At 54.1% G+C, this 21,966-nt stretch carries 24 protein-coding genes and 1 tRNA gene; 13 read left to right on the top strand and 12 right to left on the bottom strand.

What is annotated here, in order from left to right:
- Positions 1–96: 96 nt before the first annotated feature.
- Positions 97–1,371, top strand: a complete 1,275-nt coding sequence (eno, locus tag ABXG94_RS04650) for a phosphopyruvate hydratase (RefSeq protein WP_353532605.1) — start codon at positions 97–99, stop codon at positions 1,369–1,371.
- Between the two features lie 62 nt (positions 1,372–1,433).
- Here eno and ABXG94_RS04655 read toward each other — a convergent pair whose 3' ends face one another.
- The gene (locus tag ABXG94_RS04655) at positions 1,434–1,946 is read right to left on the bottom strand and encodes a YbjN domain-containing protein (protein WP_353532606.1); all 513 of its coding nucleotides are present in this window, start codon (positions 1,944–1,946) and stop codon (positions 1,434–1,436) included.
- Between the two features lie 115 nt (positions 1,947–2,061).
- Here ABXG94_RS04655 and ABXG94_RS04660 point away from each other — a divergent pair, with 115 nt between their 5' ends.
- The gene (locus ABXG94_RS04660) at positions 2,062–2,514 is read left to right on the top strand and encodes an MEKHLA domain-containing protein (RefSeq protein WP_353532607.1); all 453 of its coding nucleotides are present in this window, start codon (positions 2,062–2,064) and stop codon (positions 2,512–2,514) included.
- A 122-nt stretch (positions 2,515–2,636) separates the two neighbouring features.
- Here ABXG94_RS04660 and ABXG94_RS04665 read toward each other — a convergent pair whose 3' ends face one another.
- On the bottom strand, positions 2,637–3,746 hold the full coding sequence (locus ABXG94_RS04665; RefSeq protein WP_353532608.1) for an anhydro-N-acetylmuramic acid kinase: 1,110 nt from the start codon (positions 3,744–3,746) through the stop codon (positions 2,637–2,639).
- Between the two features lie 62 nt (positions 3,747–3,808).
- Here ABXG94_RS04665 and tyrS point away from each other — a divergent pair, with 62 nt between their 5' ends.
- Complete coding sequence (gene tyrS / locus ABXG94_RS04670; protein ID WP_353532609.1) at positions 3,809–5,056, top strand: tyrosine--tRNA ligase; 1,248 nt, start codon at positions 3,809–3,811, stop codon at positions 5,054–5,056.
- Positions 5,057–5,217: 161 nt separating this feature from the next.
- The gene (locus tag ABXG94_RS04675; RefSeq protein ID WP_353532610.1) at positions 5,218–5,973 is read left to right on the top strand and encodes an SDR family NAD(P)-dependent oxidoreductase; all 756 of its coding nucleotides are present in this window, start codon (positions 5,218–5,220) and stop codon (positions 5,971–5,973) included.
- 98 nt (positions 5,974–6,071) lie between these two features.
- Here ABXG94_RS04675 and ABXG94_RS04680 read toward each other — a convergent pair whose 3' ends face one another.
- The 3 genes from ABXG94_RS04680 to ABXG94_RS04690 all read right to left on the bottom strand — a co-directional run bounded on the left by ABXG94_RS04680 (position 6,072) and on the right by ABXG94_RS04690 (position 9,180).
- Entirely contained in the window at positions 6,072–7,886 is a 1,815-nt protein-coding gene (locus ABXG94_RS04680) for an ABC-F family ATP-binding cassette domain-containing protein (RefSeq protein ID WP_353532611.1), read from the bottom strand.
- A 49-nt stretch (positions 7,887–7,935) separates the two neighbouring features.
- On the bottom strand, positions 7,936–8,673 hold the full coding sequence (locus ABXG94_RS04685; protein ID WP_353532612.1) for a GNAT family N-acetyltransferase: 738 nt from the start codon (positions 8,671–8,673) through the stop codon (positions 7,936–7,938).
- Positions 8,674–8,736: 63 nt separating this feature from the next.
- Positions 8,737–9,180: an outer membrane protein assembly factor BamE gene (locus ABXG94_RS04690; protein ID WP_353532614.1), complete on the bottom strand. Its 444-nt coding sequence runs from the start codon at positions 9,178–9,180 to the stop codon at positions 8,737–8,739.
- A gap of 95 nt (positions 9,181–9,275) precedes the next feature.
- Here ABXG94_RS04690 and ABXG94_RS04695 point away from each other — a divergent pair, with 95 nt between their 5' ends.
- The 8 genes from ABXG94_RS04695 to ABXG94_RS04730 all read left to right on the top strand — a co-directional run bounded on the left by ABXG94_RS04695 (position 9,276) and on the right by ABXG94_RS04730 (position 14,728).
- Positions 9,276–9,830, top strand: a complete 555-nt coding sequence (locus tag ABXG94_RS04695) for a YceD family protein (protein ID WP_353532616.1) — start codon at positions 9,276–9,278, stop codon at positions 9,828–9,830.
- A 137-nt stretch (positions 9,831–9,967) separates the two neighbouring features.
- Positions 9,968–10,174 (top strand): 50S ribosomal protein L32, encoded by a 207-nt coding sequence (gene rpmF, locus ABXG94_RS04700; protein ID WP_353532617.1) that lies wholly within the window; start codon positions 9,968–9,970, stop codon positions 10,172–10,174.
- Between the two features lie 20 nt (positions 10,175–10,194).
- On the top strand, positions 10,195–11,292 hold the full coding sequence (plsX, locus tag ABXG94_RS04705; protein ID WP_353532618.1) for a phosphate acyltransferase PlsX: 1,098 nt from the start codon (positions 10,195–10,197) through the stop codon (positions 11,290–11,292).
- A 5-nt stretch (positions 11,293–11,297) separates the two neighbouring features.
- Positions 11,298–12,269, top strand: coding sequence for a beta-ketoacyl-ACP synthase III (locus ABXG94_RS04710; RefSeq protein ID WP_353532620.1), 972 nt, complete (start codon positions 11,298–11,300; stop codon positions 12,267–12,269).
- A gap of 110 nt (positions 12,270–12,379) precedes the next feature.
- Positions 12,380–12,682, top strand: a complete 303-nt coding sequence (gene ihfA / locus ABXG94_RS04715) for an integration host factor subunit alpha (protein ID WP_353532622.1) — start codon at positions 12,380–12,382, stop codon at positions 12,680–12,682.
- A gap of 15 nt (positions 12,683–12,697) precedes the next feature.
- Positions 12,698–13,453, top strand: coding sequence for a MerR family transcriptional regulator (locus ABXG94_RS04720; protein ID WP_353532624.1), 756 nt, complete (start codon positions 12,698–12,700; stop codon positions 13,451–13,453).
- Positions 13,454–13,514: 61 nt separating this feature from the next.
- Positions 13,515–13,591, top strand: a tRNA-Pro gene (locus tag ABXG94_RS04725).
- A 57-nt stretch (positions 13,592–13,648) separates the two neighbouring features.
- Positions 13,649–14,728, top strand: a complete 1,080-nt coding sequence (locus ABXG94_RS04730; protein ID WP_353532626.1) for a 2'-deoxycytidine 5'-triphosphate deaminase — start codon at positions 13,649–13,651, stop codon at positions 14,726–14,728.
- On the opposite strand, the gene ABXG94_RS04735 is transcribed toward ABXG94_RS04730, so the two are convergent.
- Positions 14,729–15,259 carry an Lrp/AsnC family transcriptional regulator gene (locus tag ABXG94_RS04735; protein WP_353532628.1) on the bottom strand — a complete coding sequence of 177 codons (531 nt, stop codon included), beginning with the start codon at positions 15,257–15,259 and terminating at the stop codon, positions 14,729–14,731. It abuts the gene before it with no gap.
- Positions 15,260–15,335: 76 nt separating this feature from the next.
- Between ABXG94_RS04735 and ABXG94_RS04740 the strand changes: the two genes are divergently transcribed.
- Positions 15,336–16,475 carry an MFS transporter gene (locus tag ABXG94_RS04740; RefSeq protein ID WP_353532630.1) on the top strand — a complete coding sequence of 380 codons (1,140 nt, stop codon included), beginning with the start codon at positions 15,336–15,338 and terminating at the stop codon, positions 16,473–16,475.
- Positions 16,476–16,482: 7 nt separating this feature from the next.
- Here ABXG94_RS04740 and ABXG94_RS04745 read toward each other — a convergent pair whose 3' ends face one another.
- The 6 genes from ABXG94_RS04745 to argS form a co-directional block, all read right to left on the bottom strand.
- Entirely contained in the window at positions 16,483–16,659 is a 177-nt protein-coding gene (locus ABXG94_RS04745) for a hypothetical protein (RefSeq protein WP_353532632.1), read from the bottom strand.
- A 74-nt stretch (positions 16,660–16,733) separates the two neighbouring features.
- Positions 16,734–17,390 (bottom strand): SMC-Scp complex subunit ScpB, encoded by a 657-nt coding sequence (scpB, locus tag ABXG94_RS04750; RefSeq protein ID WP_353532634.1) that lies wholly within the window; start codon positions 17,388–17,390, stop codon positions 16,734–16,736.
- Positions 17,383–18,180 (bottom strand): segregation and condensation protein A, encoded by a 798-nt coding sequence (locus ABXG94_RS04755; protein ID WP_353532636.1) that lies wholly within the window; start codon positions 18,178–18,180, stop codon positions 17,383–17,385. Before ABXG94_RS04755 ends, scpB begins: the two co-directional genes overlap by 8 nt.
- A gap of 3 nt (positions 18,181–18,183) precedes the next feature.
- A complete protein-coding gene (nagZ, locus tag ABXG94_RS04760) occupies positions 18,184–19,176 on the bottom strand; it encodes a beta-N-acetylhexosaminidase (protein WP_353532638.1) in 993 nt (330 codons plus the stop codon).
- The gene (locus tag ABXG94_RS04765; protein ID WP_353532640.1) at positions 19,173–20,120 is read right to left on the bottom strand and encodes an SPOR domain-containing protein; all 948 of its coding nucleotides are present in this window, start codon (positions 20,118–20,120) and stop codon (positions 19,173–19,175) included. Before ABXG94_RS04765 ends, nagZ begins: the two co-directional genes overlap by 4 nt.
- A 77-nt stretch (positions 20,121–20,197) precedes the next feature.
- The gene (argS, locus tag ABXG94_RS04770) at positions 20,198–21,943 is read right to left on the bottom strand and encodes an arginine--tRNA ligase (RefSeq protein WP_353532642.1); all 1,746 of its coding nucleotides are present in this window, start codon (positions 21,941–21,943) and stop codon (positions 20,198–20,200) included.
- Positions 21,944–21,966 lie beyond the last annotated feature (23 nt).

A 21,966-nucleotide genomic window follows, 5' to 3' on the forward strand; every position in this document is an offset into this window, starting at 1 on the left:
AGAATGACTTAGATGTTAGCGGTAACAGAGGGCGTTTACTTTTTTGTCTGTGCTGCTATGAGGATGCCAAACTTACGCAGTCTCAAGGACAATCAAATGAGCACCATCATTGATATTCACGCCCGCGAAATTCTGGACAGCCGTGGCAACCCAACCGTCGAAGTTGACGTCATTCTCGAAGACGGCACCATGGGCCGCGCTGCTGTGCCTTCTGGCGCCTCCACAGGGGCCTATGAAGCCGTCGAAAAACGTGACGGCGACAAGGCGCGCTATTTAGGCAAAGGCGTTCTCGAAGCTGTCGCGGCTGTGAACGGCGAAATCGCCGAAAACCTGGTTGGTTTTGACGCCACCGAACAAGAATCCATCGACGCAGCAATGATCGAACTGGATGGCACCGACAACAAAGCCCGCCTGGGCGCAAACGCCATCTTGGGCGTGTCATTGGCTGTTGCCAAAGCGGCCGCCGATTTCACCGCACAGCCGCTCTACCGCTATATCGGCGGCACATCCGCACGGGTTCTGCCAGTTCCGATGATGAACATCATCAATGGCGGCGAACATGCCGATAACCCAATCGACATCCAAGAATTCATGATCATGCCGGTTTCGGCAACCAATGTGAAAGAAGCGATCCGCATGGGGGCCGAGGTCTTTCACACGCTGAAAAAAGAACTCTCCGCCGCGGGGCACAACACCGGTATCGGCGACGAAGGTGGCTTTGCGCCTAACCTCGCCAGCACCCGTGTTGCGCTTGATTTTGTCATGTCTGCAATCGAAAAAGCCGGCTACAAACCAGGCGAAGACATCTATCTGGCGCTGGACTGTGCTGCGACAGAATATTTCAAAGACGGCAAATACGAGATGAAGGGCGAAGGCATTTCCCTGACATCTGCTGAAAACGTCGAATATCTGGCGAAACTGACCGAAGATTACCCAATCATTTCCATCGAAGATGGCTGTGACGAAGATGACTGGGATGGTTGGAAAATGCTGACCGATAAAATTGGCGACAAAGTGCAATTGGTTGGCGACGATCTGTTTGTGACCAACCCTGCGCGTCTGTCCACTGGTATCGAAAAAGGCTCTGCCAATGCGATGCTGGTGAAAGTGAACCAAATCGGTTCTTTGTCTGAAACCTTGAAAGCCGTTGATATGGCCCACCGTGCGGGCTTTAAAAACGTCATGTCGCACCGGTCCGGTGAAACCGAAGACGCAACCATTGCTGACCTCGCTGTCGCCACCAACTGTGGCCAGATCAAAACCGGTTCGCTGTCACGTTCTGACCGTCTGGCGAAATACAACCAGTTGATCCGCATCGAGGAACTTTTGGGCGAAACCGCCGAATACGCAGGCCGTTCGATCCTCAAGTAAGATCATACAGCCCACAATTTTTAAGCGCTCCAGTTTTCTGGGGCGTTTTTTTTTGCCTCAGCCTATCGTTGCTGCGCCGCCAGATGTTCTGAAAACTGCACGTAATGCGCCAAAAACGCACTGACCATCGCCGGAAACTCCGCAATGTTCAAACGCAGATGCTCCTCTGTGACCCCGCCGCGCAGGTCCACCACCAAGTCCAATCCGATCTTGTTTTCCTGCAAATTGACATAAGAGCGCCCCAGCATATTGGCGTCGTTAAAATCACTGACAGCCAGAAAATCCTGCACCGCCAATTGCCGCCCCACATCAAAATTGGCAAATATCATCAAGGTCTGGCAACTGTCGCTTTCGCATTCCAGCGCCCGCATCACCATTTTCACCCCCTCTGCCTCAAAGGTGATCACAGGCTCCCCCGTGTCCATGTTGCTTTGTAAATCATGTGGCCAGCCATTTACCGCGATCAGCTCCACCAACCGAGGGGCTGACACACGGTCAATCACCTCAGCAGATGCGCCCAACGCAAATGGCACCGCAAATCCAATTGCAGCCACGAAAGTTCTGAGTCCCGACATCCCATTCTCCTTCGATGATCACAGGATACGTTGGACGCGCTCAAATGGCTAATAAACTTACACCGCAGCCGTGAGCCCTCTTTTGACAGGATCAGAAATATGTCAGGACAGCCCCATGTTAGAGCCCAACAAGACCAACGGCTTTCAAGCCGCACATGCGCAGATGATCATCACGTCTTTTCAAACCAAGCTGGGGCGCGCGATCCTGCCCGATGCCACGCCCGAAACCCTGTATCACTCGGATCAAATCATACTGTCGCATAACACAGATGACGATCCGATCTTGACCTATGGCAACCTGGCCGCCCAGGCCCTGTGGCAAATGCCCTGGCAGGCTCTCACGCAATTGCCCTCGCGCAAAACCGCCGAAACCACCCATCGCAATACCCGCACCAAGATGTTTCAAGCCATGCGCCAAGACGGCTATTTTGAAAACTACCAAGGCATGCGCGTCAGCGCCACCGGCCAGCGCTTTCGCATAGAAAACGCCATCATCTGGACGCTCACAGACAAACACGGCGTGCCACAGGGCGAAGCCGCCACCTTCCGCGATTTCACCCGGTTCTAGCCCCCATAACAAAATCCCAGATCCCCGTTCATCTTTCCCAAAATACTCTGGGGGAGACGTCGAAATGCAATTTCGACGTTGGGGGCAAAGCCCCCGCCACCATAGTTCACGCCCAGAGGATCTCAGCTTGTTGGGCTGCTCAAAATACCACCGCCGACGCGCGCCATCACACCGGTTGTGCTTGGCCCAGAAGTCGGCATTCCCCGCGCCACACGTGCTGCCAAATAGGCAAAGGCCTGGGCTTCCAGCATATCCCCGTCCAGCCCGACCTCTTCGATGGCGACAACGTCACAGTCCAGCGACACGCGCAACATCTGCATCAACACAGGGTTGTTGCGCCCGCCACCGGTCACCAGCACCCGGCTTGGCGCGCGCGGGCAATGTTGCATGCCCTGCGCCACGCCCGCCGCACACATCGCCGTCAGGGTCGCGGCCGCATCCCCATCCGACAACTCCCGCACCAGATCTATCATTTCGGAAAAATCGTTTCTATCCAATGACTTTGGCGGCATTCTTGCGAAATAAGCCTCTGCCAAAAACAACTCCAGCGCGCCGGTTTCCACCTCACCCGACAGGGCCACCGCGCCGTCCTTATCATAGGGCTGACCCAGGCGCTCTTGCATCAAATCATTGATCGGTGCATTGGCTGGCCCGGTGTCAAACGCCAGCAAGGCACCCGCCTCTTCTGGCCCGGATTTGCTGGGGTCCACCCAGGTCAGGTTCCCAACGCCCCCCAGGTTCAAAAACACCACAGGCGCGGTTGCACCAATCCATTTGGCACAGGCAAAATGATAAAACGGTGCCAGCGGCGCGCCCTCACCACCCAGTTGCACGTCAGCTGATCGAAAATCCCAAACTACCGGCACCCCCAGCGTCTCTGCCAGTGCGGCCCCATCGCCCACCTGCAAGGTGCCACGGCCCCGCGGCTCATGTGCCAGTGTCTGACCGTGAAACCCAATCAGATCACATGCGCCAAACCCCGCCAAAGCCGCGCCATGCGCGCGCTGAACAACCTTTGTGGCCGCCTCTACCGCCTCACCCGTCCACTGCCCAAGCGCCGCCGCCAGCACCGCTTGCTGATCCGCGTCATAGGCCAGATACCGGCTGTCCCCAAATCCAAAAATTGACACGCCATCAGTGTCCAGAACCGCCACATCGACCCCATCCAGCGATGTGCCCGACATGGCCCCAGCCACCCGCAATGGACCCTTGCTCAATTTGGCCTTCAACATGGCCTTTTCCTTTACCTCAAGGCTGCTTATACACGCCCCATACACCATACGAGACGGACCCTATGACCTACCACCCTAAATCAGACTTTATCGCAGTGATGATGGAACGCGGCTTCTTGGCTGATTGTACCGATTATCAGGCGCTTGACGAGGCTTTGATCAAAGGTGTGGTCCCCGCCTATATCGGCTTTGATGCAACGGCCAAATCCCTGCACGTCGGCAGCCTGATCCAAATCATGATGCTGCGCTGGCTGCAAAAGACCGGCCACAAACCCATTACCCTGATGGGCGGCGGCACCACCAAGGTGGGTGACCCGTCGTTTCGGGCGGATGAACGCCCCCTGCTGACCGAAGATCAAATCAACGACAATATCAGCGGCATTCAACAGGTGTTTGCAAAATACATCGACTATAACGATGGCGACACCGGCGCCCTGATGCTCAACAACGCTGAATGGCTGGATGATCTGAACTACCTCGAATTCCTGCGCGACATTGGCCGTCACTTCTCGGTCAACCGCATGTTGGCGTTTGAATCGGTGAAATCGCGGCTTGATCGCGAACAATCCCTGTCGTTTCTGGAATTCAACTACATGATCCTTCAGGCCTATGACTTTTTGGAACTGAACCGCCGCTATGGCTGTTTGTTGCAAATGGGCGGCTCTGACCAATGGGGCAATATCGTCAACGGCATCGACTTGACCCGCCGCGTGGTCGACGAGCAGATCTTTGGCCTGACCTCGCCGTTACTGACCACCTCTGATGGCAAAAAGATGGGCAAATCTCAGGACGGCGCGGTCTGGCTGAACGCTGAAATGAAATCGCCTTACGAATTCTGGCAGTTCTGGCGCAATACCACGGACGCGGACGTGGGCCGTTTTCTCAAGCTTTACACCGAATTGCCGGTTGAGGAATGTGACCGTCTGGGCGCTCTCGCTGGCTCTGACATCAACGACGCCAAAATCGTCTTGGCCAACGAAGTCACCACCCTCTGCCACGGGGCCGAAGCCGCCAAAGCCGCCGAATCCACCGCGCGCGAAGTCTTTGAAAAAGGCGGCGTCGGCGCTGATTTGCCAACCTTGACATTAACAGCCGAAGACGTCGGCGACGGCATCTCGGTTGTGCAGCTGATTGTAAAATCCGGTCTTGCCAAAACCGGCAAAGAGGCCAAACGACTTATTGCGGAAAACGGGGCCAAGTTGAATGATGCACCGCTGACCGAAATGCGCATCTTTGACGCCGCGGCTCTGGCCACGCCTATCAAACTCAGCGCTGGCAAAAAACGCCACGCGCTGGTGCAGCTCGGCTAAATACCTAAGAAATCCAAAATCATCAGAGCGTTCCAATCGGAGCGCTCTTTTCATTTACGACGCTCCGTCACAAAGCGGCACACCGCGTCAGCTCTGGACACAGGGCAATGCAGCCAGCTATTTGAACGCATGTTCAATTCACTCTAAGCTGGAGATCCGCCATGAAAATCACGGAAACCGCAGCCGTTATCACCGGTGGCGCATCAGGTTTGGGCGAAGCCACCGCCCGCAGTTTTGCCGCCGCTGGCGCGCAGGTTACAATCTTTGACCGCGACAGCGAACGCGGCAATGCCGTGGCCGCAGAAATCGGCGGATACTTTGTTGAAACCGATGTCACCGACGAAGCCTCGGTCACAGCAGCCATAGCATTCGCGAAAAAATCGATGGGCAAACTCAACGCCGCCGTGAACTGCGCAGGCATCGCTTTGGCGATAAAAACATTGGGCCGCGACGGCCCGCACGCCCTGTCAGCTTTTCAAAAAACCATCGACATCAATTTGGTTGGCACCTTCAACGTTGCCCGTCTGGCGGCCGCGGCAATGACGGAAAATGCGCCCGAATCAGATGGTGCCCGTGGCGTGATCATCAACACGGCCTCGATTGCCGCAATGGACGGTCAAAAAGGCCAAGCCGCCTATGCGGCCTCTAAAGGCGGCATTGTTGGGTTGTCTTTGCCCATGGCGCGTGACCTGTCGAAAAACGGCATTCGTGTCATGGCCATTGCACCGGGTATTTTCAAAACTCCAATGCTGATCGGCCTTGGCCAAGAGGTCATGGATACACTTGCCGCCGACGTCACCTGCCCGCCGCGTTTGGGCGACCCGGCTGAATATGCAGATCTTGCGAAATTCATCGTCGAATGCGGCTATATGAACGGCGAGGTCATCCGTTTGGATGGTGCATTGCGGATGCAGTAACGCTGCGAACCCCTTTTTTGCGTAAATTGAAAACGAATCGTACGTTTCAGCGCCTGAAACGTACGATTTGTACAAAACCCGTTGCCAAAATCGATTTGCTACGACTCGGCGCGTTCTTCCAGTGCCATCCACTCTTCTTCCGCATCCGACAGGGCTGTATGGCGCTCTACCAGGGCCTCTGTGGCTTTCTGAAACTTCACGGGTTCCTTGGTAAACAACTCAGGATCCGCCATGAACTCTTCGAGTTTCGCAATTTCCGCGTTCAAACGATCCATTTCAGCAGGCAGCGCTTCCAGGCGCTTCTGTTCTGAAAAACTCAGGCCAGACTCTTGGGTTACTGGCGCCTTTTCAACTTTGCCAGACCCCTTCTTGGACTTTGTTTTTAAAGGATTTTCATCTTCATCAGGTCTGCGTTGGGCGCGATAGTCGCTCCAACCGCCAGCATAAACGATGGCTTGCCCGTCGCCTTCCATTGCAATTGTTGTGGTTGCCACACGGTCCAGAAAGTCGCGGTCGTGGCTGACCAACAAAACCGTGCCGTCATAGTCGTCCAGCAATTCCTGCAACAGATCCAGTGTTTCCACATCCAGATCATTGGTCGGTTCGTCCAAGACCAGCAGATTGCTTTCACGCGCCATCAATTTTGCCAGCAAAAGCCGGGCTTTCTCTCCGCCTGACAGCGACCGAACCGGTGCCCTGGCTTGACGTTCGTCAAACAAAAATTCTTTAAGGTAACCAACGACATGCTTGGGATTCCCACGCACCATAACTTGGTCGGCTTTGCCCGAAACCCGCATCTCGGGATCGCCGGTCAACGAATCCCAAAGTGTCATATCTGGGTCTAATTGCGCGCGACTTTGGTCAAAAATTGCAGGCAACAGATTTGTACCAAGTGTCACAGAGCCCGAATCAGGCGCTTCTTGACCCATCAACATTTTGATCAAGGTGGTTTTTCCCACCCCATTTGGCCCCACAAAAGCAATGCGGTCGCCGCGTTGGATCAAAATATCCAGATTTTCGACGATGGTTTTATCACCATAGGCCTTTTGTATGCCTTTGACTTCAATAACTTTTCTTCCAGATTTTGGACCTGACTGAAAATCCATCGCCGCGCTGCCTTGGCGCTTGATCATCGAGGCACGGTTGTCGCGTAATTCCCCAAGCGCTCTAACCCGGCCCTGGTTGCGTTTGCGCCGCGCGCTGATGCCCTCAACCGCCCATCTTGCCTCGGCCTTGATCTTGCGATCCAGCTTGTGCCGTTGCATATCCTCTTCGTCCCAAACCTTATCCCGCCAGGCTTCAAAATCGCCAAAACCCTTTTCTTGACGACGCACCATTCCCCTGTCAATCCAAAGGGTTGCGCGGGTAAGCTCACGTAGGAAAGCCCGGTCGTGACTGATCAAAACAAAGCCCGCGCGGGTGGATTTCAACTCGGACTCCAACCAGGCTATCGCCTCGATATCCAGGTGGTTGGTTGGTTCGTCCAGTAACATCAGTTCCGGGGCCTCGGCCATCAGTTTCGCCAAAGCTGCCCGCCGCCGCTCTCCACCCGAGGCCGTCTCTACGGACCGTGCCGGATCGAACTTCAGGCCTTCGCCGGCTCGTTCAACTTTGTACATTTCGCCAGCATCCAAGCCAGAGGACGCAAAGTCTCCTAGCGTTGAAAACCCTTTCATTTCAGGCTCTTGCTCCATATACCCGACGCTTGTACCGGGGGGAACAACGATGCTGCCTCGGTCGGCTTCCACCAGGCCAGCCATGACTTTCATCAACGTGGATTTGCCAGACCCATTGCGCCCAACAAGCGCAACGCGATCGCTGGGTTGAACAACCAGATCCAGATTATCGAACACGGGATCACCACCGAAAGTCAGCGAAATCCCGGACATTTGTAAAAGAGGTATACGTGCCATAGCGACCAGCTAACGAGCGACGCTGCCTGCGTCAACCAATCGGTGTGCCTTAGGCTGTCATCGCCCGCAGTAGCCGTTTGCGCGCTGGCGAAATTTTCTTTATTTCCAAGCCTGTAAACACATGTAACGTGTTCAAATCTTCGTCAACAACCGCGTGGTCGCTGACCCATCCCCCCATCAAAAGATAGCTGCGCAGCAAAGGGGGCATGCGTGATTGCGCACGTGCAAGATCTGGTTTTCGGCGCAATCTAGCTGCAAATTGAAACACTTTTGGCGATTTCACCCGGGGCAACCAGCGTTTGGGTGCCAAATGCCTGTCGCGCAACATGGCAAAGGCATCACCGTACTGGCCGGCATCCGTGCCTTTGAACGACGAACATCCAAATAACATTTCTACATTGTTTTCATCAACATAGCGCGTCATGGCTGCCCAGGCGACTCGCAAAATGTCAGGGTCTTTCCAGGCCGGGTCTATGCAGAATCGCCCCATTTCGACCATCGCGCCCGCAAAAGACTGCAAGGCGCTCAATTCATAAAATTGTGCGGAATAGCTGCGTGCTATTTCGTTCCCGTCCGCCAAAGGCAACATCCGAAAGCAGCAAACCAAAGTGCCAGATTTGCGATCTTCAACCAAGATATGCGCGCAAGCCGGGTCAAAAGCATCACGGTCAAGCCCATCAATCTCAGCTGTGTGAAATGACTTGAACCGCAGTTTTTGAGCGGCGACAATATCGTCTTGGCTACTGGCAACCCGTGCTACATAGCGTCCTTTTTTCAGGCCAATCATCTGCCCCCCCATTGTCTGTGCATCTTCACTATAAGATGCGCATCGTGACAACAAAATGACGCTTTACTTCAGGGCGCTTGCAGCATCAAAGTTACCAATGTTTCCAAGCAGTTGACGGATAAACGATATGTTGTTCAATCCGTTATCGGTTATGCGACGAGACAGTTGTACCACGCGGCCATCTTCCAAACCAAAGCGTTCGATATTTGCAACTACACCGCTTTGATCAAAGGTGACTGCCACCAGCTGTCTTTCAGTTTCCGTTGGCCGGAAAGGGCCAAACGTGCGCACACGGCTGCGTACATAATACAGACCGCTTTCATTTAATACGCCGCCCGCCGTTGGCGCGCCAACTGTTTCGATCACGCTGTCACGAGTATCGATGCCGACAATCACATTTGCCAGATCTTCATCATTTGGAACATAGCCGTGATTGCGATATTCTGCTGCACAGGCTGCTGCAAACAAGCAGAGTGCCAAAGCCGTCGCCCTGATCGGATTCTTCATTGGTATGTCCCTGCCCTCTTGCTTTGGCACGCTTTGCCTCTTAACGGCTTACAAAATCAATGGCATCTGTTCAAGAATGGAAGGCAAATTGCATCATGAGCGGCAAACATAATTCAAAAACTCTGTATCGGGTCGCAGATCTTTCACAGAATCAGACAAATACATTTCTGCTAGAGCCCAAAGGGGACGCACTTTTATCTCTGGCCAAGCAAATGGGCATCCTGGGTATTAAAAAATTGCGGTTTGAAGGCGAACTAAAGGCCTATGGCAAACGCGATTGGCAGGTGCTTGGCAAACTTGGGGCCACAGTTTCTCAGGCCTGCGTGGTCAGCCTCGAGCCGGTTTCGAGTCGTATCGACACCGATGTAAATCGGCAGTTTGTCGCCAATTACCAAGAGCCCAGCGAAGAAGAATACGAGCTGACCGTTGAGGAAAATATCGAACCTTTGCCCAAAGAAATCGATATCGCGGAAATCATGGCCGAAAGTCTTTCGTTGGCGCTGCCACAATACCCCCGCGCAAAAAATGCCGAATTAACCACTTCGGCCTATACAGAGCCGGGAAAAAAGGCCATGAGTGACGAAGATGCACGGCCGTTTGCGGGATTGGCAAGTTTACGAAATAAGCTTGATGGTTCGTCTGAAAAATAGGACTTGCGTAGCGCGAAATTCTGTCTATTTTCGCGCGCTCATTGGAATTTAGCGTTGGACTTGGCCGCACGGAAAGCGTAAAGCCTCAAAACGCTCTGGAAATCGGGCTTTTGCCCCCATAAATCGAAGGTTGCGACATGGCTGTCCAGCAGAACAAAGTATCGAAATCGCGCCGCAACAATCGCCGCGCACATGACGCGCTGGTTGCCGCGAACCCAAATGAATGCGCCAACTGTGGCGAGCTAAAGCGCCCGCATCACGTATGCGCCTCTTGCGGCCACTATGACGACCGTGAAGTCGTTGCGATGGCAGACGACGTCGATCTGGACGAAGACGCAGCATAAAACGGTCGGGAAGCGCCCAAATGACCGTTTTGAATGACATTCAAACACCGGGTGCTGGGCGCACCACTATTTCCGTTGACGCCATGGGTGGCGACCGAGGGCCGGCAGCAGTTGTTGCCGGCATTTCGCGTTCCGCAAAGAAACACCCCAATATCGGGTTTATTCTGCATGGCCCGCAAGACACGCTTTCCAAGCTTGTCGCCAAGAAAAAGAATTTGGCCGGTCGCGTAGAGATCCGCGACGCCAAAACCGTTGTCTCGATGGATGACAAACCCAGTCAGGTCATGCGCAGCAGCAAGTCCACCAGCATGTGGTCAGCACTCGAATCGGTGCGCAACGGCGAGGCTGACGTTTGTGTCAGCTGTGGCAACACTGGTGCCCTTATGATGCTGTCAGTCGTTAGATTGCGCAAATTGCCAGGGGTCAATCGACCAGCCATTGCGATTCTTTGGCCATCGCGCAGCGCGCAGGGCTTTAATATCATGCTGGATGTAGGCGCCGACATTCGCGCCGATGAACATGACCTGATGCAATATGCGCTCATGGGGGCCTCTTATGCCCGCAACGGCATGGGTCTTAGTCGGCCACGTATCGGCTTGCTGAATGTTGGCACCGAAGAACACAAAGGCCGTGCCGAGCTCAAAGCCGCGCACGAGCTTATTTCCAAAAACGCCGAGGCCGCAAATTTCGAGTTCGCGGGTTTTGTCGAAGGTGGCGATATCCCTGGGGATACGGCCGATGTTATTGTGACCGACGGTTTTACGGGCAATATCGCTTTGAAAACCGGTGAAGGCACCGCCAGCCTGATTGGCCAACGCCTACGAGAAGCGTTCAAGTTCTCGCCCCTCTCGCGCTTGGCCGCAGTGCTGGCCTATACTTCTTTGCAGCGGTTGAACAAACGTATTGATCCGCGTCGCATGAACGGTGGTGTGTTTTTGGGCCTGAATGGCACCGTGGTAAAATCGCATGGCAGCTCTGATGCAACAGGTGTTGCGGCGGCGGTCAAATTGGCGGTGAAATTGTCTCAATCCGGTTTTTCGGAAAAACTGGCAGCTCGGGTTGCATCCGCTGTGCAAGTGCAGCAAGATGTTCAAACCGCTGGGGACAAGAACGGATAATTTATATGACACTACGCGCCGTCATCAAGGGCGTGGGACATTACCTTCCAGAGCGTATCGTTCCCAACTCAGAATTTGAAAAATCCTTGGAAACCAGTGACGAATGGATCAAATCTCGTTCGGGGATTGAACGGCGACATTTTGCAGCCAAGGGCGAAACCACTTCGATGCTTGCGACTCATGCTGCAAAGGCGGCCCTGGCGAATGCAGGTCTTGATGCGGATGACATCGACGCTATTATCGTTGCGACCTCTACTGCAGATCTGACCTTTCCGTCATCAGCCACTATGGTACAGGCCCAACTGGGCATGACCAAAGGTTTTGCCTTTGATGTACAGGCGGTATGCGCAGGATTTGTTTATGCGCTTGCAAATGCCAATGCGCTGATTGTGTCAGGCCAAGCTAAACGCGCGCTTGTGATTGGTGCCGAAACTTTTTCTCGAATCATGGATTGGACAGACCGCAGCACCTGCGTGCTGTTTGGTGACGGCGCTGGTGCGTTGGTACTGGAGGCTGAAAACGGCACGGGTGATAAATCAGACAGAGGCATTTTGGCCACTGATCTGAATTCCGACGGGCGCTTCAAAGACATCTTATATGTGGATGGAGGCGTTTCCAGCCAAACAACTGGCCACCTGCGCATGCAGGGCAAAGAAGTATTTCGCCATGCGGTTGAAAAGCTTGCTTCAACGGCCAACCTCTCGATGGAACGCGCTGGCGTGTCCAATGACGAGGTGGATTGGGTTGTGCCGCATCAGGCCAACATTCGTATCATCAAAGGCACGGCCAAAAAGATGGGCATCCCAATGGACCGGGTTGTTGTGACCGTCCAAGATCATGGCAATACCTCTGCGGCCTCCATTCCGTTGGCGCTTTCTGTGGGTAACGCCCAAGGCAAAATCAAACCTGGCGACTTGGTTGTTACAGAGGCAATTGGCGGTGGTTTGGCCTGGGGATCGGTCGTTTTACGCTGGTAAGTGTCAAATCGGCGACAAGATCCAAGGGTAAACCCTTGATTCTAGGCCATTGATGTTGACACGTAAAATTCCCTTCCCCTATTGTTGCTTAAACAAAACCGGGGGATGTTATGACTGAGAAAACGTTAACGAGGATGGACCTAAGCGAAGCTGTTTTCCGTGAGGTCGGTTTGTCCCGTAATGATTCAGCACAATTGGTCGAAACAGTTCTGTCACATATGTCGGATGCACTGGTGCGTGGCGAGCAGGTCAAAATCTCTTCTTTTGGTACATTCAGCGTTCGCGACAAAGCCGCGCGCGTGGGCCGTAACCCAAAGACTGGGCAAGAAGTTCCAATCAATCCACGCCGTGTTCTCACCTTCCGTCCGTCGCATCTGATGAAAGATCGCGTCGCAGACGGCAACAAGTCGTAGAACGGGGCAAATTCAATGGCCAAATCTAAAGAGGCTTTTCGCACAATCAGCGAGGTCGCAGATTGGCTAGAAACCCAACCGCATGTTCTTCGGTTTTGGGAAAGCAAGTTCACTCAGGTGCGCCCAGTAAAACGCGCAGGCGGTCGGCGGTATTATCGCCCGGCAGATATGCGGCTGATTGGCGGCATTAAAAAGCTGCTGCATGACGACGGCATGACTATCAAAGGCGTGCAAAAATTGTTGCGTGAGCAAGGGATCAAAGAGATCAGCGCCCTATCGCGACCCCTTACCGCTAAACCTGGTGAGATCTTGGATCTGAGCGCCACCGAGATGCCCGAAGAAACAACCACACCAGATGACGTTACTATCAAGGTTTCTGAAACCGTTGCGGAGGCGGATAGCGCCGATATTCACCAAGCTGCACCGGTTGCCAGCGCTGACACCAAAATAGCCGAACCCGATTTGCCAGAACCAGAACTGGATGCTGCTGAAACAAAAGACCCAGCACAAGACTCCATGGAAATCCAAGCGCCTCTTGTTGACCCGATTGCACGCCCAACTGCGCCATCCGCAATGTCAAAGCCCGCCCCAAGAGCGGTGCCAAGAAAGCCAATGGCCGATGACATATCCGGATGGGAAACCCGCCGTAAAGTGCTGGCAAGCCTTGTAAAAATCGATCACATACCCGATGAAAACCGCTCAGGTATTGCCCACGCAATTTCGCAACTAAAGTCGCTTCAGGCCCGTCTAGACGATGCGCGCGTGAAGTGACCATATAATGAAAATTTGGTCTTGCTCCTACGTGACAATGCGTTATGAACAGCGACACCGTCGGGCTATAGCGCAGCCTGGTAGCGCGTCCGTCTGGGGGACGGAAGGTCGCAGGTTCGAGTCCTGCTAGCCCGACCACAAAAAACGCCTGGGCGAGCAATCGCTCGGGCGTTTTGTTTATTTTGGGGGAACTAAATGACTGGTGTATTGCCGAGCCAAACCATTGAAAAAATGTTGATCAATGGTGAAATCAAACCAGACATCCCCACCGTAGAAGGTCAAGTTCAACCCGCAAGCCTTGATCTGCGTCTAGGCACGGTTGCTTACCGGGTGCGTGCGTCTTTTCTGGCTGGTGATGGCAATAGTGTCGCGGCTCGATTGACAGATTTTGAAATGCACCGGATCGATCTCAAGGACGGCGCCGTGCTGGAAAAAGGCTGCGTTTATGTTGTGCCTTTGATGGAGCATCTAAACCTGCCATTTGATGTAAATGCTGTTGCTAATGCCAAAAGCTCGACCGGTCGCCTTGACCTTTTAACCCGTACCATCACCGATGGTGGTGTCGAATTTGACCGCATTCCTTCTGGCTACAAAGGCCCGCTTTATGCGGAAATCTGCCCCCGGTCCTTTTCTGTGCTGGTACGTCCCGGCATGCGGCTCAACCAAATCCGGTTTCGGCATGGACAAAGCATTCTAAGTGATCAGGAACTGCTGACTCTGCATTCAGAGACCCCGCTTGTGGACGGCCCTGCAGTTATCGACGACGGCTTGGGTTTCTCGGTTGATCTGCACCCAGAAGATGGCAATCTGGTTGGCTATCGGGCCAAGCCACATACTGGCGTCATCGACCTTGACCAGCTCAACTACTACGACCCTTCTGAATATTGGGAAGAAGTGCGCAGCAACAACGGTCAGATTATCCTGGATCCGGGCGCTTTCTATATTCTTGTCAGCCGCGAAGCTGTGCATATTCCGCCAGAATTTGCCGCGGAAATGGCCCCTTATCTCGCCATGGTCGGAGAGTTCCGTGTGCATTATGCGGGCTTTTTTGACCCTGGATTCGGCCATGCCGCCGCAGGCGGTTTGGGATCGCGCGGTGTGCTTGAGGTGCGCTGTCACGAGGCTCCCTTTGTGTTAGAGCACGGACAGGTTGTCGGGCGTTTGGTCTATGAGCAAATGGCAGAGGTGCCACAACAATTATATGGTGCCGGTATTTCCTCCAACTACCAAGGCCAAGGCCTAAAGCTTTCCAAGCATTTCAAAATGACCTCGTGATCACTTTAGGTGATCACCCTCGCCCAAATGCGCGGTAACTTCCGCCTGCACGCCGCGTTCCAGATGGGTTGAAAGCACCACATAGGTGCGGGTGCCACGCACGCCCGCAGAATCATATAAGCGCCACAAAAAGCCTTCCATCGCCTGCCCACTTTGCATGCGCACTTTCAGAATCACCCCAGCGTCGCCGGTGACCGCATGAATTTCTTCAACCTCCGGAAACTCTGCCAGCTCAACCAGATCTTTGGTTTTGCCCCAGCCCGACGTTTCAACATGGATAAAGGCCAAAAACGGTTTGCCCACAACCGTGCCGTCCAATTGCGCTACGGTGCGTTTGATTGCGCCAGCCGCGCGCATACGTTTCACTCGCTCGTGCACCGCAGGCGCAGACAACCCCACATGTTTGGCCAATTCCGCATAACTGCCCGTCGCATCCTTGGACAACACACCTAATATCTTTCGATCCATTGCGTCCAATGGCTTATGCTGTTTGGGGTTTTGCCGAATACCATCTGTTTCTTTGTCTTGCATAACGTTAAATTCTTTCGAATACCTTTCAGCCTTTGTATGAAATCATCGTATAGCGTTCAGAACATGGGTGATAGGCATGATTTTTATTCTGATGATATCGATTGGTTTGATTGGGGCAAATTCACTTGTTCTGTCACCAATCGCAGCCGAAGTTGCCGCTGGACTGTCTGTTGCAAACCCAGCCGATGTCATGGCTGCCTCTGCGGCCTATGGCGGCGGCGTTGCGATTTCGGCGCTTTTGTTGGCTCCAATGGCCGACAAATTTGGTGCAGACACCGCGCTACGTCAGTCGATGGTTCTTATTGTCGCCGCCATCGCCATCAGCGCCTGTGCCCCTAACAGCACGGTCCTGATCATTGCCCAGGCCTTGGCTGGGATCGGCGCGGGCATGGCGTTGCCTGCCATCTATTCGCTTGCAACATTGATCGCCCCAAAAGGCCAAGAGGCGCGTACAATCGGCAAGGTGCTGACCGGTTGGACATTATCGATGGTGGGCGGCGTCACCCTCAGCGCATTTATTGCTGACAGCTTTGGCTGGCGCGCGGTTTATGGTGCCCTTTCGCTGGGCTTGGCTGCTGTGTTGATCACGCTTTACTATGTCACCCTGCCCCAAGCGCCAAAATCTGCCAAAGCCACTTCGCCGATCAGCGCGCTTAAGGTCCAAGGCCTTTTGCCCGGCCTGTTTTCAGTGTGCATGTTGGGCACAGCTTTCTATGGCGTGTACAATTATCTGGGCACCCATATTACCGAAGACCTTGGTCGCAGCATTTCTGCTGGTGGCTGGTTCACCCTGTCTTATGGGCTTGGGTTTGCGGCGGCCATGCTGTTTGACCCGATGTTAGATCGCATTGGTGCAAGACGCGGCTTGATTGCTGTTTTTGCCCTGACCAGCCTGTATTTGGTTTTTATGGCAAGCCTGGCGTATAGCTACCTGTGGCTTTGCCTGTCGATGTTTGGCTGGGGCGCGTTACAGCATCTCGGACTAAACCTGACCGTTGGCAGATTAAGCATGCTTGATGCCTCACAGCGCGGCGCGATCATGGGGCTAAACTCGGCTGTTATGTATGTCAGTGTTTTCGCAGCAACGCTGCTATATCGGCCCATCTTTGACGGGTGGGGGCTTGCGGTTTGCATGCTGCTTTCAGCGGTGCTCATGGCTTTTGGATGCCTAGAGGCGCTTGTAGCTCGGCAACGCGCAAAGTTGGTACAGCCCTAAGCTGCCATCAAAATTTTGACATGCGTCGCAGCAGGCGCATCGATTGTTTGGTACGTTTCTGGTCAAGTTTTTGACCCGAGGACGCCGGCGTCTTGCCCGCCACAGCCTTCATGCCTGCAGAAACACCTTTGTTGACCAGCTGCCGCATCAAGCGGCGTGCAATCATTGAAACCAGTTTATCCATCGATACACCCATCAAGAAATTTGCCGAAACCTATCAGCAAAATGTGCCGCTTTTGAGGCAGTGCCAGTCGCACATCAGTCTTCAAACAATTCCGATTGTCCAGTTGTGGCCTCTTCTTCGGGTTCATCGTCGCCAACGCGCGGCATTGATCCCGGAGGCGGACGGTTGTCCAGCAAGCCAGCTGCGCGCAATTCTTTGAGCCCCGGCAAATCACGGGCATTTTCCAACCCAAAGTGATCCAGAAAATCCTGCGTGACAACAAAAGTCACCGGGCGGCCCGGGGTCATGCGCCGCCGGCCAAAGCGAATCCATTCCATTTCCAAAAGTTGATCAACCGTGCCTCGGCTGACAGACACGCCGCGAATTTCTTCGATTTCGGCACGTGTCACAGGTTGATGATAGGCGATAATCGCCAAAGTCTCGATGGCAGCCCGCGACAGCTTGCGGGTTTCCACCTGTTCGCGTTGCATCAAAAACCCAAGATCTGGTGCTGTGCGAAAGGCCCAGGCATCTCCAACGCGCACCACATGTACACCCCGCCCCCGATAGCGTTTTCGCAGATGCACCAAAGCTTCTGCCGCGTCACATCCATGTGGCATGCGCGCATTCAGATCACGCACATCTATTGGCTCTGCGCTGGCAAAAAGAATGGCTTCCACCATGCGCTCTTGCTCTGCCATTGGCGGCGCTTCAAAAAGGCTTTGGTCCTGCGGCGCGTTGTCTTCAGCCATGGTCTATCTCTTTTCTACGCAATTGAATCGGCGCGAATGTGCCAGATTGCCGAATTTCCACTTTGCCTTCTTTCGCCAGCTCCAGTGAGGCCGCAAAGGTTGAGGCAGTTGCCGAACGGCGGCGTTGCGGGTCTGCTCCCCATCCTTCCGGTAGATAGCTGTTAATGTCGGTCCAAACCCCAGCAAATCCAATCAACCCGCGCATACGTTCCAGCGCCTGCTCCATGGTAAAGATCGAGTCACGGTCCATGACAAAGGGACGGAATTCATCCTTGGTGCGCAACCGCGCATAGCCTTGCATCAAATCCAGCAGATTGGCGGTATAGGTGATAACCTTGGTACGTTCGACGTTTTCAGGCACGCCGCGCGCAAAGAAATCCCGGCCCAATCGGTCGCGCGCCATCAGTTTGGCCGCGCAATCGCGCATCGCCTGCAACCGTTCCAATTGAAACGCCAAATGGGCTGCCAACTCGTCGCCTGATGGCCCATCCTCGGTGGGATCTGGCGGCAACAACAGGCGTGATTTCAAAAACGCCAACCAAGCGGCCATCACCAGGTAATCCGCCGCTAGCTCTATGCGCAGCTGTTTGGCCTGTTCGACAAAGGCCAAATATTGCTGGGACAGCTGAAAAATGGAAACGTGGCGCAAATCCACTTTTTGGGTGCGTGACAGGGTCAAAAGCAAGTCCAACGGCCCCTCAAAGCCATCCACATCAATGATCAGAGCCTCCGCAGCGAGCCGTTCTGCCACCGCATCTTTTTTGGCTTGTTCAATGAAATCGTCGCTCATGCCCTACCCGCTTGCTAAGGCCTCAAGCTCTGCTTTCAAGCCCGCGATGTCAACTGCTACGGCAGGACGGCGCGCATCCAGAACCCGCAGAGCCCGCGTCTGCGCTTGTGCCGTCATCAAACCACTCGCAGCCACGACATCCTGCATCTCGCTCATATCACCATTGCAATGCAAGATAACGTCACAACCTGCTGCAATAGACTTTGCGCTGCGCTGCGTCATATCACCGTCTAGGGCCTGCATAGAGATATCATCTGTCATGACCAAACCGTCAAAACCAATGTCGTCGCGGATCAGGCGCATCATCTTTGTCGAAATGGTCGCCGGCTGAGGATCAAGCGCTTCGTAAACCAAATGTGCGGTCATCCCCATCGGTAGATCGTTCAATTGGCGAAAGGGCGCAAAATCAATCTGTAGGTCTAAAGCAGAGGCCGTAACGCGCGGCAATTCCAAATGGCTGTCTTGCACTGCGCGGCCATGGCCGGGAATATGCTTCAGTACCGGCAATACACCGCCATCCATCAACCCATTGGCCACGGCACGACCAAGTTTCGTCACCACCTCGGGCGAATACCCATAGCACCGGTTTTGCAAAAACGGATGCGTTGCCTTTGTCGCCACATCCACCAAAGGCGCGCAATTGCTATCAATGCCCAACTCTGTCAGTTCAACCGCCTGCAACAACGATCGTAAATACATTGCGCGTTCAGCCGCGTCCCCAGCTTGCTGAATGTGGTCAAGCGGTGGCAGCCATTCTGTGGCCAAGGGCGGGCGCAAACGCTGTACGCGCCCACCTTCTTGATCAATCAGTATCGGCGCATCATGTTCAACACAGGCCCGCAACTCGGCGCACAAAGCCCGAATTTGATCCGCATGGTCGATATTGCGCGAAAACAGAATAAAGCCAAACGGATTGGCTTCATGAAAAAAACGGCGTTCTTCTGATGTCAGCTTTGGCCCGGCACAGCCCAGGATCGTCGCCCCGAAAGTCTTCAACGTGTGACCACCGGAATACAATCTGCGTTCTCTGCCTTAAGGGCGGAACACAGGCGGCGCGCATCACTTAGATCGACAAAGCCCTTGGCTCTAAGGCGATAGAAAGTGCGCCCGCCGCTGCTGGCTTTTTGCACAACCCGTTGTTTGTCGCCCAGATAGTCGCCAAATTTGGTCTGCAACTTGTCCCATTCGCTCTTTGCAATGTCTTCGCTGGCATAGGCACCCAGTTGCACCAACCGGGTTCCTGCGGGCAAAGTATTTGCATCGACATCAACGGGCGCGGCAACCACCGGCGCAACAGAAGCGACCTGAACCGCTTTCTTCAAGCCAGCCGGACGCAGCCGTGGTCGCAGCGATTTACCGATACCACCTTTGACAATCTTAGGTTTTGCAACTGCTTCTTTGGGCTTTGCAACCTCCCCCAAACCAGTTGCACTTGCGGTCAGCTCTTTGACCAACCCATCGATACTGGCTGTAACCAATGGTTTTGGAGCGGTGATGGCTTCGGGTGTAGATTGAATATTGTTCGCGTTATCTGCGGCATTTTCAGACGGTTCGCCGGCTTTGGAGGCTGGCGGCTTGCTATCGCCGCTGAGTTTCACAGGGGCGTCTTCGCTACTAAGCTTTATCGGCGGTGGTGCCAAAACAAGTCGGTCAGCTGGTGCTGCCGCCGAGCCATGTGCCGCGACCTTGTTAACAGCCAACCCCTGATGAGCGGCTTGCGAGCCGCCCGGATCAACAGGTTGTTCGCGCATTGGTCCGTCTATTGCTCGCACAACCGGTAAGCCCGTCACATCTCGCACAAGCAGTTTATAGCCCCAGACACCGGCCCCGACGATCAAAGATAAGGACACAATGGCTCCGGCCCAATTGGCCATCGAGCCCACAATTTTTTGGGAATCTGGGCTTACAGCGCCCATATGGTTTACTGGTACTTCAGCCATGCTCGCCTCGTTTTACTGACGACGCGCTGTCGTCAGGGGTCTCTTGCCAATGCCTCACCCCTGACCATGTGCCGATTTTACCGCATCTCTTGCGCAGGAGTTACCCCAAGAATACCAAGACCAGAGGAAATAACAACGGCTACTGCACGCGCGAGCGCGATTTTCGCCTGTGTCACGGCGGCGTTGCCCTCTTGCACAAAGCGCAAATCAGCGTTGTCTTTGCCCGCATGATACAAGCTGTGCAGATCGCTGGACAATTCATAGAGGTAAAACGCCACCCGATGTGGTTCATTGGTGCGCCCGGCGATTTCCACCAAACGCGGCCATTCCGCCAGCTTCTTGGCAACCGTGACTTCGGCCACATCAGACAGATCAGACAAATCTGCTTCTGCCAGCGTGGCATCAGACACATCAATCCCTGCTTCCGCTGCTTTACGCACAGCGGAACACACCCGCGCATGGGCGTATTGTACATAAAACACCGGGTTGTCCTTGGATTGCTCCAGCACTTTGTCAAAATCAAAATCAAGTGGCGCATCGTTTTTACGGGTCAGCATCACAAAACGCGTCACATCCGCGCCAACCTGATCCACCACATCGCGCAGGGTCACAAATGTGCCCGCCCGCTTTGACATCTTGAATGGCTCGCCGTTTTTGTACAGCTTCACCAGCTGCGTCAGCTTGATATCCAAAGGCACTTTGCCATCAGACAAGGCAGACACCGCGGCCTTCATGCGTTTGACATAGCCACCGTGATCCGCGCCAAAGATATCAATCAACTCGTCAAAACCGCGCTGAACCTTATCGTAATGATAGGCAATATCAGGCGCGAAATAGGTCCATGAGCCATCAGATTTCTTAACCGGTCGATCTACGTCGTCCCCGTGATCAGAAGACTTGAACAGGGTTTGTTCCCGTGGTTCCCAATCTTCTGGCTTTTTGCCTTTTGGGGGCTCAAGTACACCTTCATAGATCAGCCCTTTGGCATCCAACGACGCCAAGGCGGCTTCGATCAGGCCGGTGCCATATAATGATTTTTCCGAATAGAATTTATCCATCGTGATGTTAAGCGCCTTCAAGTCGCTACGGATCAAATCCATCATCATTCCGGTGGCAAATTCACGGATTTCTGCCAACCAGACATCCTCGCCCTTGCAAAGGTACGCATCGCCTACCTTGTCCTTCAGCGCTTGTCCTGCATCGATCAGATATTCACCCGGATAGGTGCCATCTTCAAACGCCACTTCCTGACCATGGGCTTCCTGATACCGCAGAAAGACAGAGCGCGCCAAAACATCGACCTGCGCCCCACCATCGTTGATGTAATATTCGCGCGTCACTTCGTGACCGGCAAAATCAAGCAACGAGGCCAAGGCATCGCCAAAAACCGCGCCGCGCGTATGACCAACATGCAGCGGCCCTGTTGGGTTCGCCGAAACATATTCAACATTCACCCGTTTGCCCTGCCCCATGTCAGAGCGTCCAAAATCCGCGCCTGCTTGCAGCACATTCTTGACCAGATCGCGCCAAAGGCCCGCGGCCAAACGTAAATTCAAAAACCCGGGTCCTGCGACCTCGGCGGTTTCCACCCGCGCATCAGACGCCAGTTTGGTCGCCAGATTCTCTGCGATATCACGAGGTTTCATTTTGGCAGGCTTTGCCAGAACCATAGCCGCGTTGGTTGCCATGTCCCCATGGGCCGCATCGCGGGGTGGCTCGACAGCGACATTGGTGAAATCCAGCCCTTCTGGCAACGCACCTTCGGCTTGCATGGCGGTCAATTGGTCAATGACCAATGTGCGGATTTCAGAAAACAGGTTCATCGAATATGTCCTTATACTTTGAA

Source organism: Cognatishimia sp. WU-CL00825, assembly GCF_040364665.1.
GTDB lineage: Bacteria > Pseudomonadota > Alphaproteobacteria > Rhodobacterales > Rhodobacteraceae > Cognatishimia.